Origin of the sequence: Amycolatopsis jiangsuensis (assembly GCF_014204865.1) — a bacterium.
Lineage (GTDB): Bacteria > Actinomycetota > Actinomycetes > Mycobacteriales > Pseudonocardiaceae > Amycolatopsis > Amycolatopsis jiangsuensis.
In genome coordinates, this window is sequence record NZ_JACHMG010000001.1 from 3,805,486 (window position 1) to 3,821,717 (window position 16,232).

General features: G+C 71.2%; 14 protein-coding genes and 1 other RNA gene. 6 read left to right on the forward strand and 9 right to left on the reverse strand.

Going from position 1 to position 16,232, the window contains the following annotated elements:
• Window positions 1-155 precede the first annotated feature (155 nt).
• Genes hutI through hutH form a run of 5 tightly spaced genes read right to left on the reverse strand, consistent with a single transcriptional unit; the run spans window position 156 to window position 6,976 of the window.
• Window positions 156-1,301, reverse strand: coding sequence for an imidazolonepropionase (hutI, locus tag BJY18_RS16660; protein ID WP_184780856.1), 1,146 nt, complete (start codon window positions 1,299-1,301; stop codon window positions 156-158).
• Window positions 1,289-2,593, reverse strand: a complete 1,305-nt coding sequence (locus BJY18_RS16665) for a formimidoylglutamate deiminase (RefSeq protein WP_184780857.1) — start codon at window positions 2,591-2,593, stop codon at window positions 1,289-1,291. Before BJY18_RS16665 ends, hutI begins: the two co-directional genes overlap by 13 nt.
• Window positions 2,590-3,786, reverse strand: coding sequence for an allantoate amidohydrolase (locus BJY18_RS16670; protein ID WP_184780858.1), 1,197 nt, complete (start codon window positions 3,784-3,786; stop codon window positions 2,590-2,592). Before BJY18_RS16670 ends, BJY18_RS16665 begins: the two co-directional genes overlap by 4 nt.
• Window positions 3,783-5,447, reverse strand: a complete 1,665-nt coding sequence (hutU, locus tag BJY18_RS16675) for a urocanate hydratase (protein WP_184780859.1) — start codon at window positions 5,445-5,447, stop codon at window positions 3,783-3,785. The genes BJY18_RS16670 and hutU overlap by 4 nt, the downstream gene beginning before the upstream one ends.
• Window positions 5,444-6,976 (reverse strand): histidine ammonia-lyase, encoded by a 1,533-nt coding sequence (gene hutH / locus BJY18_RS16680; protein ID WP_184780860.1) that lies wholly within the window; start codon window positions 6,974-6,976, stop codon window positions 5,444-5,446. The genes hutU and hutH overlap by 4 nt, the downstream gene beginning before the upstream one ends.
• A 145-nt stretch (window positions 6,977-7,121) precedes the next feature.
• On the opposite strand from hutH, the gene BJY18_RS16685 reads away from it, so the two are divergent.
• Window positions 7,122-7,907, forward strand: a complete 786-nt coding sequence (locus tag BJY18_RS16685) for an IclR family transcriptional regulator (RefSeq protein ID WP_184784652.1) — start codon at window positions 7,122-7,124, stop codon at window positions 7,905-7,907.
• Between the two features lie 20 nt (window positions 7,908-7,927).
• On the opposite strand, the gene ggt is transcribed toward BJY18_RS16685, so the two are convergent.
• Complete coding sequence (gene ggt, locus BJY18_RS16690) at window positions 7,928-9,718, reverse strand: gamma-glutamyltransferase (protein WP_184780861.1); 1,791 nt, start codon at window positions 9,716-9,718, stop codon at window positions 7,928-7,930.
• 272 nt (window positions 9,719-9,990) lie between these two features.
• Window positions 9,991-10,362, reverse strand: a transfer-messenger RNA (tmRNA) gene (ssrA, locus tag BJY18_RS16695).
• Between the two features lie 173 nt (window positions 10,363-10,535).
• Between ssrA and BJY18_RS16700 the strand changes: the two genes are divergently transcribed.
• From BJY18_RS16700 to BJY18_RS16720, 5 genes are all read left to right on the forward strand, one after another.
• Window positions 10,536-11,231, forward strand: coding sequence for a sensor domain-containing protein (locus BJY18_RS16700; protein ID WP_184780862.1), 696 nt, complete (start codon window positions 10,536-10,538; stop codon window positions 11,229-11,231).
• On the forward strand, window positions 11,228-12,361 hold the full coding sequence (locus tag BJY18_RS16705; protein ID WP_184780863.1) for a sensor histidine kinase: 1,134 nt from the start codon (window positions 11,228-11,230) through the stop codon (window positions 12,359-12,361). Before BJY18_RS16700 ends, BJY18_RS16705 begins: the two co-directional genes overlap by 4 nt.
• 54 nt (window positions 12,362-12,415) lie before the next feature.
• Window positions 12,416-13,057 (forward strand): response regulator transcription factor, encoded by a 642-nt coding sequence (locus BJY18_RS16710; RefSeq protein ID WP_184780864.1) that lies wholly within the window; start codon window positions 12,416-12,418, stop codon window positions 13,055-13,057.
• A 58-nt stretch (window positions 13,058-13,115) separates the two neighbouring features.
• Complete coding sequence (locus BJY18_RS16715; protein ID WP_184780865.1) at window positions 13,116-13,355, forward strand: DUF8847 domain-containing protein; 240 nt, start codon at window positions 13,116-13,118, stop codon at window positions 13,353-13,355.
• Between the two features lie 150 nt (window positions 13,356-13,505).
• Entirely contained in the window at window positions 13,506-14,804 is a 1,299-nt protein-coding gene (locus tag BJY18_RS16720) for an acyltransferase family protein (protein WP_184780866.1), read from the forward strand.
• On the opposite strand, the gene BJY18_RS16725 is transcribed toward BJY18_RS16720, so the two are convergent.
• Together BJY18_RS16725 and smpB are read right to left on the reverse strand one after the other, a co-directional pair.
• Window positions 14,794-15,690, reverse strand: coding sequence for an amidohydrolase family protein (locus BJY18_RS16725; protein ID WP_184780867.1), 897 nt, complete (start codon window positions 15,688-15,690; stop codon window positions 14,794-14,796). The genes BJY18_RS16720 and BJY18_RS16725 overlap by 11 nt on opposite strands.
• The gene (smpB, locus tag BJY18_RS16730) at window positions 15,687-16,169 is read right to left on the reverse strand and encodes an SsrA-binding protein SmpB (protein ID WP_184780868.1); all 483 of its coding nucleotides are present in this window, start codon (window positions 16,167-16,169) and stop codon (window positions 15,687-15,689) included. Before smpB ends, BJY18_RS16725 begins: the two co-directional genes overlap by 4 nt.
• Window positions 16,170-16,232 lie beyond the last annotated feature (63 nt).

The following is a 16,232-nucleotide window of genomic DNA, read 5'->3' on the forward strand; positions in this document are numbered from 1 at the left end:
ACCTCGTCTCAGCGGGCACCCAGCACACGACCCGCCGCGGTGACCTGGCCCGCCCGCAGTGGCGAAGTGGCCTCGCCGGGTTTCGGCGACTCAGCGCGAGCACCCACCGCCGCGTCGACCACCGGGAGAAGCCAGGTGCGCTCGGAGCACGCTCGTCAGCGCATTCGGTCTCCCTTCCGCCACACGGCGTAGGTCAGCGGGACTCCGGGCCGGTACGCGAGGTGCGTCGTGGAGGGGGCGTCGAGCACGTGGACATCCGCTCGGGCACCGGGGCGGAGGAAGCCGACGTCGTCGCGGCGCAGTGCACGGGCGCCGCCGGCGGTGGCGGCCCACACTGCTTCCTCCACTGTCATCCGCATCTGCAGTACGGCTGTGGCTACGCAGAAGGCCATCGACGTGGTGTACGAGCTGCCGGGATTGGCGTTGCTCGCCAACGCGACCGTCGCGCCCGCGTCGAGCAGCCGCCGCGCGGGGGCCAGCGGCTGCCGTGTCGACAAATCGCACGCGGGCAACAGCGTCGCGACCGTGCCCGACGACGCCAGCGCGGCCACATCCCCGTCACTCAGGTACGTGCAGTGGTCGACGCTCGCGGCCCCGTGCTCCGCGGCGAGCCGCACTCCTGGCCCCTCCCCCAACTGGTTGCCGTGCACCCGGAGCCCCAGCCCGCGTTTCGCGGCGGCAGTGAGCACGCGTGCCGACTGCGCCTCGTCGAACGCGCCGGTTTCGCAGAACACGTCCGCCCACCGCACGTGCGGCGCGACCGCATCGAGCATCTCCCCGCATACGAGGTCCACATAGGACTCCGCGTCGGCGCCCGGCGGCACGAGATGCGCGCCCAGGTAGGTGACCTCGTCGGCCACCGCACCGGCAATCCGCGCCGACCGCTCCTCGTCGGCCACGGTGAGCCCGTATCCGGTCTTCGTCTCCAGGCACGTGGTGCCCTGCCGGGCGGCCTCCTCGACGTGTCGGCGCAGGTTCGCGGCCAGCCGTTCGTCCGGAGCGGCACGGGTGGCCTCGACGGTGACCGCGATCCCGCCCGCCGCGTAGGACCCGCCGGCCATCCGCGCCTCGAACTCCGCCGTGCGGTCGCCGGCGAACACGAGGTGCGTGTGGCTGTCCACCCAGCCGGGCAGCACCGCCCGCCCGCCGACGTCCACGCGCTCGTCGGCGTCCGGCGCCTGCCCGGCCGGGCCGACCCACGCGACGGTGCCGCCGTCGAGCACCAGCGCGCCGTCGTGGAGCTTGCCCGCTTCCGGATCGTTGGTGGTGAGCTCGCCGATCCCGGTGATCAGAACTGCCACAGCGCCTCGATTTCCCCGGCCAACACGGTTTCCGGTCGTTCGATGAGCAGGTGCGCCCCGTCGCGCACCACTTCCCGGCCGGCCACCACGACCGCCCGGACGTCCGCCGCCGACGCCGCGAAGACCACCCCGGACGCCTCGATCCCGGCGGTCCGCACGGTGTCCAGCGCGACCGTGACCAGATCCGCCCCGGCACCCACGGCAATCGCGCCCGCTTCCGGCCAGCCGGTCGCCACGTGGTCGGTGCCCGCGGCCAGCAACTCGCCTGCGGTGAACCGGCCGCGCTGTTCGCTCGCCAGCCGCTCGTCGAGCTCGAGCGCCCGGGTCTCCTCGAACGCGTCGACCACGGCATTGCTGTCACTCCCGACGCCGAGCCGCACTCCCGCGTCGAGCAGCGCACGGGCCGGCCCGATGCCGTCGCCGAGGTCCCGTTCGGTGGTCGGGCAGAAGCTGGCCCCGGCTCGGGCCTCGCCGAGCCACTTCACGTCCTGTTCGGTGAGGTGGGTCGCGTGCACCGCGGTCAGCCGCTCGTCGAGCACGCCGTAGTCCCACAGCAGACCGGCCGGCGTCCAGCCGTAGGCGGCCTCGCACTGGTCGTTTTCCGCCCGCTGTTCGGACAGGTGGATGTGCAGCGGACGACTTTTCGGCACTGCCCGGTCGACGGCCGGCAGGTCGTGCTCGGGAACCGCACGCACCGAATGGATCGCTCCGCCGACCCGGAACAGGTCATCTTCCCGCAGCGCCGCGACCCGCTCCGCCCACCGCTCGGCCGTACCGTCGGAAAACCGCCGCTGCACCTCGTCCGGCGGCACGCCGATCCCACCGGCCAGATAGCAGGTGTCGAGCAGAGTGAGCCGGATGCCCGCGTCCCGGGCGGCTTGCCGCAGCGCATCCCCCATCGCGTTCGGTGACGCGTACGGCTTGCCGCCCGGAGCGTGGTGCAGGTAGTGGAATTCGGCCACACTCGTGTAGCCGGCCAGCACCATTTCCGCGTACACCCCTCGGGCGAGGCGGTGGTAGGCGTCGGGGTCGAGCCGGACGGCGAGCGAGTACATCCGTTCCCGCCAGGACCAGAACGTGCCGCGCTCGTGGTGCGTCCGGCCACGCAACGCACGGTGGAACGCGTGCGAATGCCCGTTCGCGAACCCGGGCAGCGTGAGTCCATTCCGGACAGTCCCGGACCGCGGCGCGTCCGTGGTCACCGACACGATCCGGTCGCCGGCCACCTCGATCCGCACCGCGTCGGCGATGCCCTCGGGCAGCCAGGCTCGCTCACACCAGTACGTGGTCATTTCGCGAGCCGCTCCAGTACTTCGGTGAGCGCACGGGCCCCGGCCGCGACGTCGGCGTCCTCGGCGAACTCGTCCGGCGCGTGACTGATCCCGGTCGGATTGCGCACGTACAGCATTCCGGACGGCACGAACCCGGCCAGGATCGCCGCGTCGTGCCCGGCGCCGGTGGGCAACTCCGGCGGGCCACCGAGCCACTCCCCCAACGCCCGCCGCAACGGCTCGTCGAACACCACGTCACCGGAGTACGACTCCCGCGTCACAGCCAGCTCGCACCCCTCCGAACCCGCCGCTTCCCGCGCGGCCACGGTGATCTCCTCGACGAGTTCAGGAGTCTCGGCACCGGGAACCCGCGCGTCCAGCCACAGGTCCACAGTGGACGCGATGACGTTCGTGCCACCCGGGGTGGGCACCAGACGGCCGACTGTCGCACGAGCGTCTTCCCTACCACGCGCCAGCCTTCGCACGGCCAGCACCGTCCCGGCCGCCGGGAGCATCGGGTCAGCCCGGTCGGCGATCCGCGTCGCACCCGCGTGGTTTCCCTGCCCGGTGAAGGAAAACCGCCATCGGCCATGGGCGATCACACTGCTGCCCACCGCCACCGGCGAGCCGAGGTCGATCAACCCACGGCCCTGCTCGACGTGCAGTTCCACGAACCGGCCGATCAGCCCCAGCCGCTCCGGGTCGGCGCCGACCCGGCCGGCGTCCAGCCCGGTAGCGGCCGCAGCCTCGGCGAACGTCACCCCGTCCGGATCGCGCAGCGCCAGCGCCCGGTCCGCGTCGATGGACCCGGTCAGCAGCCGGGACCCGAGGCACGGCACGCCGAACCGGCCGCCCTCCTCCTCCGCGAACACCACGACCGCGACCGGCTTGGCCGGTCGAAAACCCTTGTCTTGCAAGGATTCCACCGCGTCCAGCGCACTGGACACCCCCAGCGGGCCGTCGAAGGCACCGCCACCGGGAACCGAATCCAGATGGCTGCCGGTGACCACCGCATCCGGGCCGGGCGCACCCCACCAGGCCCACAGGTTTCCGTTGCGGTCGGTTTCCACGTCGAGGCCCAGCCGCTGCGCACGCTCCACGAACCACGTGCGCAGCTCTCGCTCCGGCGCGTCGAACGCGTGCCGCGAGTAGCCGCCACGCCGGGTATCGCGCCCGACGTCGGCGATTTGTCCGAGCAGCTCGCCTGCGCTCACGCCTGCTCCCCCATCGGCACCCGGACACCCCGCTCGCCGGCGACCTCCTCGGCCCGCTCGTACCCGGCGTCCACGTGCCGGATCACGCCCATGCCCGGGTCGTTGGTGAGCACCCGCTCCAGCTTCTGCGCGGCCAGCGGCGTGCCGTCGGCCACCGACACCTGGCCCGCGTGGATCGACCGGCCCATCCCGACACCGCCACCGTGGTGGATGGACACCCAGCTCGCGCCGGACGAGGTGTTGACCAGCGCGTTGAGCAGCGGCCAGTCGGCGATCGCGTCGGATCCGTCGGCCATGCCCTCGGTCTCCCGGTAGGGCGAGGCGACACTGCCCGAGTCGAGGTGGTCCCGGCCGATGACGACCGGCGCCTTCAGTTCGCCGCTCGCCACCATCTCGTTGAAGCGCAGACCGGCCAGCTGCCGTTCGCCGTAGCCGAGCCAGCAGATCCGCGCGGGCAGCCCCTGGAACGCCACCCGCTCTTCGGCCATCCGGATCCAGCGCGCGAGCGATTCGTTCTCCGGGAACAGCTCCAGCATCGCGCGGTCAGTGGCGGCGATGTCCTCCGGATCGCCCGACAGCGCGGCCCATCGAAACGGCCCGTTGCCCTCGCAGAACAGCGGCCGGATGTAGGCGGGCACGAAACCGGGGAAGTCGAACGCGCGCTCGCACCCGCCGAGCTTCGCCTCGCCACGCAGGGAGTTGCCGTAGTCGAACACCTCGGCGCCGGCATCGAGGAACCCGAGCATCGCGTTGACGTGGTCGGCCATCGATTCCCGCGACCGGTCGGTGAACTCGTCGGGCTTCTTGGCGGCGTAGTCCGCCCAGTCTTCCACGCTGACGCCCTTGGGCAGGTAGGACAGCGGATCGTGCGCCGAGGTCTGGTCGGTCACGATGTCCACCTCGACCCCGCGGCGCAGCAGCTCCGGCAGCACCTCGGCGGCGTTGCCCACCACCGCGACGGACAACGCGCGCCGCTCCTTCTTCGCCGCGGTGACCCGCTTGATCGCGTCGTCGAGGTCGTCGGCCACCTCGTCGAGGTAGCGCGTCTCCACCCGGCGGTGCGCACGGTGCGGATCGCACTCGATCACCAGCGCCACACCGTCGTTCATCGTGACGGCCAGCGGCTGCGCGCCCCCCATGCCGCCGAGCCCGGCGGTGACCGTGAGCGTGCCGCGCAGCGTGCCTCCGAACCGCTTCTTCGCGACCGCGGCGAACGTCTCGTAGGTGCCCTGCAGGATGCCCTGCGTACCGATGTAGATCCACGAGCCTGCGGTCATCTGGCCGTACATGGTCAGGCCCTGCTGCTCCAGCCTGCGGAACTCCGGCCAGGTGGCCCAGTCACCCACCAGGTTCGAGTTCGCGATCAGCACCCGCGGTGCCCATTCGTGCGTGCGGAACACCCCGACCGGTTTGCCGGACTGCACCAGCAGGGTCTCGTCGGAGTCCAAAGTGGTCAGTTCGCGGGTGATCGCGTCGAAGCTCGCCCAGTTGCGCGCGGCCCGGCCGGTGCCGCCGTAGACGACCAGGTCCTCGGGCCGCTCGGCGACCTCGGGGTCCAGGTTGTTGTGGAACATCCGCAGGGCGGCCTCGGTCTGCCAGCTCTTCGCGGTGAGCGTGGTGCCGCGAGCGGCGCGGACGGTGCGTGGGGTGCTCGATGTCATTGTCGGACCTCCAGTCCAGCCGCGGTCAGGACAGCGCCCGACCGCACGAGTTCTTCGGCAGCCGCGATCTCCGGCGCCAGATGACGGTCGGGCCCCGGGGCCTCGACGCGGGTCCGCAGCAGGTCCCGGACCCGCCCGGTGACCGGCGACGGGGTGAGCGGGGCCCGCAGGTCGAGCGCCCGAGCGGCGGTGAGCAGCTCGACAGCGAGCACCGTGGTCAGGCCGTCGACCGCCTTGCGCAGCTTGCGTGCGGCCGACCAGCCCATCGACACGTGGTCCTCCTGCATCGCGCTGCTCGGGATCGAGTCGACCGACGCCGGCACGGCGAGCCGCTTGAGTTCGCTGACCACGGCGGCCTGGGTGTACTGCGCGATCATGTGCCCGGAGTCCACGCCCGGATCGTGCGCGAGGAACGGCGGCAACCCGTGCGAACGTGCCTGGTCGAGCATCCGGTCGGTACGCCGCTCGGCGATGCTCGCGACATCGGCCACCGGCACCGCGAGGAAGTCCAGCACGTAGGCGATCGGTGCCCCGTGGAAGTTCCCGTTGGACTCGACCCGGCCGTCGGCCAGCACCACCGGATTGTCCACAGCGGACTGCAGCTCGCGGCCGGCGACCAGCTCGGCGTGCGCCAGCGTGTCCCGCGCCGCACCGTGCACCTGCGGGGCGCAGCGCAGCGAGTACGCGTCCTGAACCCGGTTGCAGTCCGGGCCACGGTGGCTCTCCACGATCTTCGAGTCCTGCAGTGCCGCGAACATCCGCGCCGCGCTGGTCGCCTGGCCGGGATGCGGGCGCAACGCCTGCAGATCGGCGGCGAACGCCCGGTCGGTACCCAGCAGCGCCTCGACGCTCATCGCCGCGGTGAGGTCCGCGACGTCCAGGAGCCGGTGCAGATCGGCGGCCGCCAGCAGGAGCATGCCGAGCATTCCGTCCGTGCCGTTGGTGAGCGCGAGTCCTTCCTTCTCGGCCAGCACGACCGGCGTGATGCCGGCAGCACCCAGCGCGTCGGCGGCGGGCTTGCGCTCGCCATCGTGCACGACCTCGCCCTCACCCATCAACGCGAGCGCGACCGCCGCCAGCGGGGCCAGATCCCCCGAGCAGCCGAGCGATCCGTACTCGTGCACGATCGGCGTGATCCCCGCGTTGAGCAGGGCGGCAAGCGTTTGCGCGGTTTCCGGACGCACGCCGGTGTAGCCGCTGGCCAACGTCCGCAGGCGCAGCAGCATCAACGCGCGCACCACCTCCGGCTCGACCGCGGGCCCGGCGCCCGCCGCATGCGAGCGGATCAAGCTGCGTTGCAGCGCGGTGCGGCTCTCCACCGGGATGTGACGGGTGGCGAGCGCACCGAAGCCCGTGGAAACGCCGTACGTGGGTGACGTGGCGTCGGCGAGCTTTTCGATGTGCTGGCGGGTGGCGGCGAGATTCTTCTCGACCGCCTCGGTGAGCTCGACGTGCGTGTGACCACGCACGACCTCGACGACCTCCGCCTGGGTCATCGCTCTCGAGCCCAGGAGCACTGGTTCCGGCATGTCAGCCATTGCACCCCGCACAGGCCCGGCGGCAACAGTGCGGACTTGGGGGTAGTGTCTGGTACCCAAGACAGAACGTGGCGGGAGCGTCAGGCACCGTCGCGAACGGGCCGTTGGCACCGCTCGCGGCACCCCCGAAGGAGTGATCATGAGCAGTTCGGACGTCCCGGCGCTCCGCAGTGGCCTGGCCGTCCTCCAGCTGCTCGCGGCACACGCCGGCCCGGTCTCCGCGGCCACCGTCGCCCGCGATCTGCAGCTGCCGCGTTCGACGACGTATCACCTGCTCAACGAGCTCACCGCGGCCGGTTTCGTCGTGCACCTGCCCACCGAACGCCGGTACGGGCTCGGCATCGCCGCGTTCGAACTGGGTTCGGCCTACCTGCGTCACGATCCGCTCGAACGCCTGGCCGGGCCGCTCCTGCGCAAGCTCGTGGACCGCGTGGGCCACACCGCGCACCTGGGTGTCCTGCACGGCAACGAGTCCCTGTACCTGATCAAGGAACGTCCGGCCCGCCCGGAAACCCTGGTGACCGACGTCGGGGTCCGCCTGCCCGGCCAGCTCACCGCCTCCGGCCGGGCGATCCTTCGCCACCTGCCGGCCGCGCACGTCCGTGCGTTGTTTCCCGCCGCGGGGTCGTTCGTACGGCGCACCGGCCGCGGCCCGGACTCGCTCGCGGCCCTGCGCCGGACGCTGGCCGCGGAGCAGCGGCTCGGCTGGTCGGTCGAGGACGGCCACGTCACCGACGGGTTCGCCTCGGTCGCGGCCGCGGTCTTCGACCACGGTACGCGCCCGATGGCGTCGATCTCCGTGACACTGCGCCATGTGTGCCCGGACGACGGCCCTTGCGACGAGAGGTTCCCGGAGTTCGCCGCCGCGGTCGCCGAGACCGCCGCTGAACTCACCGGCCGGATCGGCGGCGCCGGGCCCTAGCAGGAGAAGCCCACAATCGCTCAGTGGCGCGAAGAGAGCACCATCGCCGACGTTCCGCCCCGGCGTACGGGCTCACCGGCCGCGAGGATCTTGCCGCCCGGCTTGAACTCCAGTCCGGCCGCCACGCCGATCGACGGACCCTCGGTGAAGCTCTGTCCCAGTGCCTCCAGCCCTGCCGTGGTGGGCTGGGCGAGGAAAGCGGCCTCCGCGTCGGAGGTCTTGGCGTTGCGCTGCGAAGCACGCGGCGCGGCGATCGCGTCCGGCAGGCTCATCCCCAGGTCGAGCCGGTTGACCAGTACCTGCAGCACGGTCGTGATGATCGTGGCGCCGCCCGGCGAGCCGACCGCGAGCGCCGGTTTCCCGTCCTTCAGCACGATCGTCGGGGACATGCTCGAGCGCGGCCGCTTGCCGCCCTCGGGCAGGTTGGGGTCCGGCGCGTCGCCCTGGGTGGGCGTGAAGTTGAAGTCCGTCAGCTCGTTGTTGAGGAGGAATCCCCGGCCGGGCACGGTGATGCCGCTGCCGGCGAGCTGCTCGATCGTGTTGGTGTAGGACACGACGTTGCCGTGCCGGTCGCTCACGACGAAGTGGTTGGTGTGCTGCTCGTTGTTGCCCGACGACGCGGCCGTGGTGGTCGCGCACCCGCCACCCGTGGAGTACGGGTCGCCGGGCGCGACCGGGCTCTGGCCGGCCTTCTCCGGGTCGATCCGGCAGGCCCGCGTGGCCGCGAACTGCCGGGACAGCAGCTGCCGCTGGGGCACCTTCACGAACCGGGAGTCGCCGACGTAGCGGTTCCGGTCGGCGAAGGCGAGCCTGCTCGCTTCCAGATAGTGGTGCAGTGCCTGCACCCGGTCCATCTTGGACAGATCGAAGTTGCCCAGGATGTTGAGCGATTCCCCGACGGTGATGCCGCCACTGGACGACGGCGCCATCCCGTACACGTCGTAGCCGCGGTAGCCCACGTGCGTCGGCGATCCGTCCAGCGCACGGTAGGCACGCAGGTCCGACAGTTCCATCGGACCGGAGAGCGACTTGATCGGCGCATCCGAAGCGAGCGGCGGGTTCTGCACGGTATTCACCACGTCGCGTCCGATGGAACCACCGTAGAAGGCCTTGGTGCCCTGCCTGCTGATCTGCCGGTAGGTGTCGGCGAGGTCCGGGTTGCGGAACACCGAGCCGACCTTCGGTGCTTCACCGCCCGGCAGGAACAGCTCCGCGGTCGGCGAGAAGTGCGACAGCTTGTCCTTGACCGACTCGGTCTGGTCGGCGAACTCTTGGTTCACCACGAATCCGCGGTCCGCCACGCGCACCGCGGGCCGCAGGTCGTCCGCGAGGCTGAACCGGCCCCATCGCTGCAGCGCACGCTGCCAGGTGGCGAGCATGCCGGGTACGCCGACCGACCGCCCGCTCTCGACCGCGGTCTCGAAGTCGTAGGCCTGTCCCGTTGCCGGGTCGACGAACATGTCGGACTTGTCGGCGGCAGGCGTGGTCTCCCGCCCGTCGATCGTGGAAACGCGTTTGGTCCGCGCGTCGTAGTACACGAAGTACCCGCCACCGCCGGGTCCGGCGACGTACGGATCGGTCACTCCCAGCGTCGCCGCGACCGCGACCGCAGCGTCCGCCGCGGTCCCGCCACGCCGCAGGACGTCGATTCCGGCCTGACTGGATTGGACGGTGTCGGACACCACCGCCCCGCCGTACCCCTCGGCGACGGGCTGTTTGCCGACCCCAGCCGGCTCAGCCGACGCGGGCGTCGCAAACCCCGCGACCACCCCCACCGCCACGACCACCACAAAACCCCGACGCCGACGCATGGCACTCCCATCCGGCCCGACCCAGTCCCGAACGGTCTACCACCCCAACCAACCCTCCGGAACCCACAAGCCGGCACCCCACGCCCCGTCCGACCCCACGCAACCCAGCCACCCCGTCCGACCTGACGCAACCCTTCCCACCTCACGCAACCACCACGATGGGGGTCCGGGGCCCTCCCCGGACGGGGTCTGGGGGTCGCACCCCCAGAAGCAATGACGATGCCGAAACACGCCGAAGGCGCACCCTGCGACGAGCAGGATGCGCCTTCGGCGGGTGGAGGTGCCGGGAATTGAACCCGGGTCCTCTAGCGCCTCACCAGGACTTCTCCGTGCGCAGTCCACTGTGTCTCTGCTTGGCCCCTTCAGTCACGTGAACAAGCTGAAGTGACGGGCCCAGCCACTGTGTGCTTCCCTACCAGGCCCCGTGGCCGGGACTGGCGGTAAGCCTCCTGGCTGATGCCGGCGACCGGGTCGGAGGCGAACCCGGGCCGACAGACTCGCTCGCTACTCAGGCAGCAAGAGCGAAGTCGCGCTGGCTATTGGCCTTGGCGCTTATTGGTGTGCGATGACGCTTACGGTGGTCTCTCGCCTGCACCGGCACGCTTCCCCTGACTCAACGTCCAGAGTCGAAACCGTTCACCCCCTTGTCGGTGTTTCCAACCTGTTCATCATAACGCCCCCGGCAACCCGGTTGTTCCGGACCGGGCCTGCGGGGTAGGGCTGCCCCCACCTCGCAGATGCCCGCCGGCCCCCTGGTGACGGGCCCCTTCGTGCGGCGATGCTGAGCTGGTCCGTCCCGCTGTGAGGAGCCCCGCCGATGCGCACTGACGTCTCCGCCGGAAAGTCCGGCCACCGCACCCCGCCGCTGGGTGGGTCGGTGGCGTTCCTGTTGCTCAACCTGCCGCTGGGGATTCTTTCGTTCAGCCTGATCACCGCGCTGACCGCGGCCGGGCTCGGCACGGCGATCGTGTGGCTCGGCATCCCGTTGCTGGGGGCGTTGGTGCTGCTGGTCCGCGGTGCCGCCCGGATGGAGCGGGCGCGGGTGTTCGCCCTGCTCGACACCTACATCGACCGGCCTTATCTGCCGTTGCCGCCGGAGGGGCTGCGCCGGCGGTGGACGACCCGGGTCCGGGACGGCGCCACCTGGCGGGACCTGGCGTACTTCTTCCTGCTGTTCCCGCTCGGTCTGGTGGAGTTCGTGCTGGTCGTGACGTTCTGGGCGGCCGGGCTGGGGCTGGCCGCGCTGCCGGTCTACTACCGGTTCCTTCCCGACGGCGCGTGGTTCTTCCCGGGCTACGATGTGCGATGGATCACCGTCGACTCGACGGTGGCCGCGCTGCCGTGGGCGGCGCTGGGGGTGCTGCTGATCGCGCTGGCCGCGGCGTTGACCAGGTCGTTGGCCTCGCTGCACTGCGGGTTCGCGGTGCGGATGCTCCGGCCGACGGTGACCCAGCGCAGGCGTATGGAGCGCTCGTGGCAAGCGATCGAGGAAATGAGCACGGTGACCGGATGACTGCGCAGCAACCTCCCCCGGAGCATCCCCGGCCGCATCCGGCCCGGACGGTCGCGTACATGCTGCTCAGCTTCGTGTTCCGGCTGGTCCAGTTCATCCTGATCGTGGTGGGGGCGGTCGTCGGCGTCGGCACGGTCGTGGTCTGGGTCGGCTTCCCGATCCTGCTCGCGACGACCGGGTTCGTCCGCTGGTCGGGCGATGTCGAACGGCGGTGGGCGCGGCGGATGCTCAACACGCCGCTCGGCCCGGTGGAGCGGCTGCCGCTGACCGGCCAGTCGATGACCCGCCGCTGGCTGACCCGGCTCACCGATCCGACGACCTGGCGCGATCTGAGCTATCTGATGGTGGCGTTCCCGCTGTCGATCGTGGAGCTGCCGATCGCGATCGCGTCGATCGTGCTGCTGCCGATGGCGATCTGGGTGACGCCGTGGCTGGGCTGGCTGCACGGCAACCTCGCGCTGTCGATGTTGGGTCCGAACCGCACGAAGAAGCTGGAGCGGAAGGCCGAGCACCTGCAGGCCTCGCGGGCCCGCGGGGTGGACGCCGCGGAGGCGGAACGCCGCCGGATCGAGCGCGACCTGCACGACGGGGCGCAGCAGCGGCTCGTGGCCGTGGCGATGAGCCTCGGCCGGGCGAAGTCGAAGTTCGACCAGGATCCGGACGCCGTGCGCGGCCTGCTCGACGAGGCGCACTCGGATGCCAAGCTCGCCGTGTCGGAGCTGCGGGACCTGGCCCGCGGGATCTACCCGGCCGTGCTGGGCGATCGCGGGCTCGACGCGGCGCTGTCCGCGCAGGCGGCGCGGACGCCGATCCCGGTGGACGTGGAGGTGGACGTGGAGCCCCGTCCACCGGCCGCGGTGGAGACCACGGCGTACTTCATCGTCGGCGAAACCCTCACCAACGTCGCCAAGCACTCCGGCGCGACCGAGGCGACGGTGAAGTTGTGGCGCACCGACACGCACGTCATCGCGGAGATCACCGACAACGGCCGTGGCGGTGCCGAAGTCCGCCCTGGCGGCGGGCTCGCCGGTCTGGCGGACCGGGCCGCGACGATCGACGGCGTGATCACCGTGGTGAGCCCGGTCGGCGGGCCGACGGTGATCCGGGCGGACCTGCCGTGCCAGTGGTAAGCCGTTCGTGAGTGAATAGCTCCGGAGCTTGTCCACTCACGAGCTGGGAGCCTGATGCGGGTTGTGATCGCCGAGGACGCCGTACTGCTGCGAGCCGGGGTCACCCGGCTGCTCGCCGACGAGGGCATCGAGACGGTCGCCGCCGTCGACAACGGGGACGATCTGCTCGGTGCGGTGTCCGAGCACCGTCCTGACCTGGCGATCGTCGATGTGCGGATGCCGCCGACGTTCACCGACGAGGGCCTGCGTGCCGCCCTCGCCGCCCGGAAGAAGATCCCTGGCCTGCCGGTCCTGGTGCTGTCGCAGTACGTCGAGGAGAGTTACGCGGTCGAGCTGCTGTCCGCGGGTGCCGGCGGGGTCGGCTACCTGCTCAAGGAGCGCGTGGCCGATGTGGCGGAGTTCCTCGACGCGGTCCGGCGGGTGGCGGGCGGTGGCACGGCCATCGATCCGGACGTGATCGCGCAGCTGATGGCCCGCGGCAGGCGCAATCCGCTCGATTCCCTCACCGCGCGTGAGTCGGAGGTGCTGGGTCTGATGGCGCAGGGCCTCTCGAACACCGCGGTCGCGAACTCGCTGGTGGTCTCGCACGGTGCGGTGGAAAAACACATCGGCAACATCTTCGCGAAGCTCGGGCTCGAAGCCAGCGCGGAGGAACACCGGCGGGTGCGGGCGGTGCTCACCTACCTGGGCCGCTGACCGGTCTCACCCGATTCGAGGGCAGCACGGCGGTCGTGGCCTCACCTACCATGGACCGATGCCGAGTGAGCAGTCCCCGACGCCCGACCGCAGCGTCCGCTTCTTCGGCGGACCACTCGACGGCCGGGTCCAGGAGCTCACCGAGGCGGAGCCGGTACCCGGCACCGTGGTCCGCCACATCCACCTGCACGGCGGACCGAAAATCGAGACTCTGTACGAACTCGGCCTCACCGAGCATGGCTGGGAGTACCGGTTGCGCGCGCACGAGACCGAACCGGAGCGGGACGGGCTGCGGTAAGCCGCGATGGCCCTTCACGGCGCCCTTCACGGACGCTGATTCCGGGCCGGGGTAGGGCCAGCCCCCGGTGCGCCGGCACGGCTGGCCGGAGGCCGGATCCGGCGGTCTGCCCCGCTGTGCGGAGCCCCCGCGGCCGACAGGCTGTTCGGTATGACGATGAGCCTGCCGCGGGTCGGCACCAGTACGGCGGAACCGAGGCGCCGGGACGCTTTCCTCGACGTGGTGCGGGCCGGGGCGATCCTCGCCGTGGTGGCTCAGCACTGGATCATGCCGGTGCTCTCCTACTCCGGCGGCACGCTCGCCACCGGCAACGCGCTGAGCACTCCCGGCTGGTGGTCGCTCACGTGGCTTTCGCAGGTGATGCCGCTGGTGTTCTTCGCCGGCGGTGCGGCGAACCTGATTTCGCTGCGCCGTGCCGAGTCCAGCCGTGCCTGGTTCGCCGGGCGGGTGCGCCGGCTGCTCGTTCCGGTACTGCCGCTGATGGCGGTGTGGCTGGTCGTACCCGATCTGTTAAGGGGCATGGGAATTCCCCAGCAGCCGGTGCGGGTGGCCGGTTCCATCGCCGCGCAGTTGCTGTGGTTCCTTTCGGTCTACCTGCTCACTGTGCTGCTCACCCCGTTGATGGTCGCGGCGCACCGGCGTTGGGGGCTCGCTGTCCCGGTCGTGCTGGCGGTCGCCGGTGTGGTCATCGACGTCGCCCGGTTCTCCGACGTCGGCCTCCTCGGATACGCGAACGCCGTGGTCGTCTGGCTGGCCGTGCACCAGCTCGGATTCCACTACGTCGAAGGCCGGCTCGGCACACTGGGCCGCCGCGCCGCGCTCGGCCTGTCCGCCGCCGGGTTCGCGACCACCGCGCTCATGGTCGCGTGCGGGCCGTATCCGGCCAGCATGATCGGCATGCCCGGCGCACCGGTGTCGAACATGAGCCCGCCGACCGTACTGCTGTTCTTCCTCGCGATCGGGCAGATCGGCCTGCTGCTGGCGTTTCGGCAGCGGCTGGCGCGGCTGCCGGCAGGCACCGCGCTCGGCTGGCTCGGCGCCCGCTTCATGTCGGTGTACCTGTGGCACATGCCGGCCCTGATCGTGGTCTCCGGAATCACCGTGTACGGCTTGGGTTACGCCACGCCGCACCCCGGCTCGACGATGTGGTGGCTGATGCTGCCCGGCTGGGTGGCCCTGTGCGGCGCGGTGCTGCTGGGTCTGCTCCGGCTGTTCGAACGCTTCGAAACCCAGCGCGACAGCATGGTGGTCACTGCGGGCACGGCCCAGCTCGTGGTCGCCGGGCTGCTCGCGTCCGGCGGACTGCTCGGCCTCGCGGCGAACGGCTTCCGGCCGCTGAGCGAAGGACTTACGCACGGGCCGCTGCCGTGGGTCGTGCTCACCGCGGCCGGCTTCGCGCTGGCCGGACGTCAGGTCCGGCTGCCCGCCGCGGTTGCGCTCACACGCTGAGCAGCTTCGCCGGGGTGTCGTGCAGGACCGCACGCAGGAACGGCTCGCCCAGGCGATCGTCGGCCGCCCAGCCGGCGATCGCCTGCAGCTGCGTGGCGTAGGAGTACGGGATGTTCGGGAAGTCCGTGCCGAACACCACGCGGTCGGCCACCTCGGCGATGCGCGCCGTCCAGTCCGCGGGCAGCGGCGCGATCTTCTCCGAGAACGGCACGCCCACCATGGTGGTGTCCAGGTGCACCCGCGGATAGCGCGCCATCAGCTCGAACGCCATATCGAACTCGGGCATCGCGGCGTGCGCCAGCACCGCGGTGAGCCGCGGATGCCGTTGCAGCACCTCGGCGAACACCGACAGGCCGGTGTACTCGCCCCGCAGCGGTCCGTGTCCACAGTGGACGACCACCGGCACCCCCGCTTCGGCGAGCGCGCCCCACACCGGGGCCAACAGCTCGTCACGCGGGTCGTAAGCGCCCACCTGGACGTGCGCCTTGAAGCACCGCGCGCCCGCCCGCAACGCCGCTTCCACCGAGGAAGCCGCGACCGGCTCCGGGTAGAACGTGCCGGTCGGGACCGCCTCCGGAACCTGCTCGGCGAACTCCAGCGCCCAGGACGTGAGCCATTCCGCCATCCCGGGTTTGTGCGGGTACACCAGCGGCGCGAAGTGCCGCACGCCGAGCGCGCGCAGCGTCTCCACCCGCTCCGGCTCCGGCGTGCGGTAGTGCACCGGCCACGCCGTGCCGTAGTGCTCCTCGGCACGGTCGAAGTAGGCCCACACCTTGTCCATGACGGACTTCGGCAGGAAGTGGACGTGCAGGTCGACGAGCCCGTCGAGCCCGAGCGAGGCGGTCCACCGGGCGACGTCGGCGTCCGAGGCGGGTCCGGCGTTCACTCGGTGAACCGGCCCTTCAGCGCCCGGCCCAGCGCGCGGCTGATGTCCCGGTCGGCGTCGCGCTTGGCCAGCGTCTGCCGCTTGTCGTAGGCCTTCTTGCCCTTCGCCAGCGCGATCTCGACCTTGACCTTGCCGTCCTTGAAGTACATCGACAGCGGGACCAGCGACAGCCCGCTCTCCTTGGTCTTGCCGATCAGCCGCTCGATCTCCCGCCGGTGCAGCAGCAGTTTGCGGGTGCGCCGCGGCATGTGGTTGGTCCAGGTGCCCTGGGTGTACTCCGGGATGTGCACGTTGCGCAGCCAGACCTCACCGTCGTCGACGGTCGCGAACGCGTCGGCGAGCGAGGCCTTGCCTGCCCGCAGGCTCTTCACCTCCGTGCCCTGGAGCACCATGCCTGCCTCGTAGGTGTCCAGGATGGAGTAGTCGTGCCGCGCCCTGCGGTTCGACGCGATGACGTGCTGTCCACGTTCCTTGGGCATACCGGCCATTCTACGTGGCCCACGGCCCGTCCGGCACTCCGGTTTCCGGCCGGACGGGCCTGG

What these genes read in the sequence shown, in the direction of transcription:
- BJY18_RS16665 (WP_184780857.1), bottom strand. Translation starts at nt 2,593, where the DNA reads ATGACCACGTACTGGTGTGAGCGAGCCTGGCTGCCCGAGGGCATCGCC.
- hutU (WP_184780859.1), bottom strand. Translation starts at nt 5,447, where the DNA reads ATGACATCGAGCACCCCACGCACCGTCCGCGCCGCTCGCGGCACCACG.
- hutH (WP_184780860.1), bottom strand. Translation starts at nt 6,976, where the DNA reads ATGCCGGAACCAGTGCTCCTGGGCTCGAGAGCGATGACCCAGGCGGAG.
- ggt (WP_184780861.1), bottom strand. Translation starts at nt 9,718, where the DNA reads ATGCGTCGGCGTCGGGGTTTTGTGGTGGTCGTGGCGGTGGGGGTGGTC.
- BJY18_RS16700 (WP_184780862.1), top strand. Translation starts at nt 10,536, where the DNA reads ATGCGCACTGACGTCTCCGCCGGAAAGTCCGGCCACCGCACCCCGCCG.
- BJY18_RS16705 (WP_184780863.1), top strand. Translation starts at nt 11,228, where the DNA reads ATGACTGCGCAGCAACCTCCCCCGGAGCATCCCCGGCCGCATCCGGCC.
- BJY18_RS16710 (WP_184780864.1), top strand. Translation starts at nt 12,416, where the DNA reads ATGCGGGTTGTGATCGCCGAGGACGCCGTACTGCTGCGAGCCGGGGTC.
- BJY18_RS16715 (WP_184780865.1), top strand. Translation starts at nt 13,116, where the DNA reads ATGCCGAGTGAGCAGTCCCCGACGCCCGACCGCAGCGTCCGCTTCTTC.
- BJY18_RS16720 (WP_184780866.1), top strand. Translation starts at nt 13,506, where the DNA reads ATGACGATGAGCCTGCCGCGGGTCGGCACCAGTACGGCGGAACCGAGG.
- smpB (WP_184780868.1), bottom strand. Translation starts at nt 16,169, where the DNA reads ATGCCCAAGGAACGTGGACAGCACGTCATCGCGTCGAACCGCAGGGCG.